The organism is Rhizobium sp. 01T444 (genome assembly GCF_056398305.1).
The window spans coordinates 1-621 of sequence record NZ_JBFTPD010000258.1 but is presented as its reverse complement, the minus strand read 5'-3'; the positions used below and the strand labels follow the sequence as shown (position 1 = coordinate 621).

Below are 621 nucleotides of genomic sequence, written 5' to 3'. Positions count from 1 at the left end.
GCGTGGCACCGTCCGCATTGGCACTGGCGGACATGGCGAGCGGAATCACCTGCTGCTGCACAGTGGTCGGCTGGGTGAAGCCCAGGTCTTCGACGGCGGCGATCAGTTCGGGGGCGAGGCCGAGCTTGATGAAGCCGTTGGGCGCCTTCGGTTGCTCGACTGCCTCGACCGCGTCAAGTGCCTCGAACGCGAGTTCAACGGTGGAAGAAGAAATGGAATCGCCGGCTTCACTGGCAATAGCAACAGCGAATTCGTCGGATTGCACAGGCGCGAACTCGCCCTGCGCTACAAAAGCGTCGGTCATTGAATGTCTCATACGCGAGCGCTGCCGTAAGCGGCGCTCCGTCGGGTGGTGAAAAACATCAACCATCCAACGACGTTCAGCCGGGGCTTTCGCCCTTGCTGCGGCCCGTTCAATCGGGCGCGATGTGCAAGATAGGGAGATGCAAGAAACGCTGCCTGACGAGGAACCCCGGCAGCGAAGCCAGCGATTATGGCACGGCTCCGGGTTTTTACCTAATCTTGCAAGCGAAGAAAGGTTTCACGGTAGTGCGCGAGTTCTTCGATGGACGCATGGACATCCGCCAGCGCCGTATGGGCCTGCTGCTTCTTGAAGGCGTT

At 60.2% G+C, this 621-nt stretch carries 1 protein-coding gene; it reads right to left on the bottom strand.

Annotated elements, in window-relative coordinates; all coding sequences use genetic code 11:
• The coding region (locus tag AC1DTN_RS38315) for a hypothetical protein (protein WP_477925408.1) at positions 1–304 on the bottom strand (304 nt) is incomplete at its 3' end.
• Between the last annotated feature and the right edge of the window lie 317 nt (positions 305–621).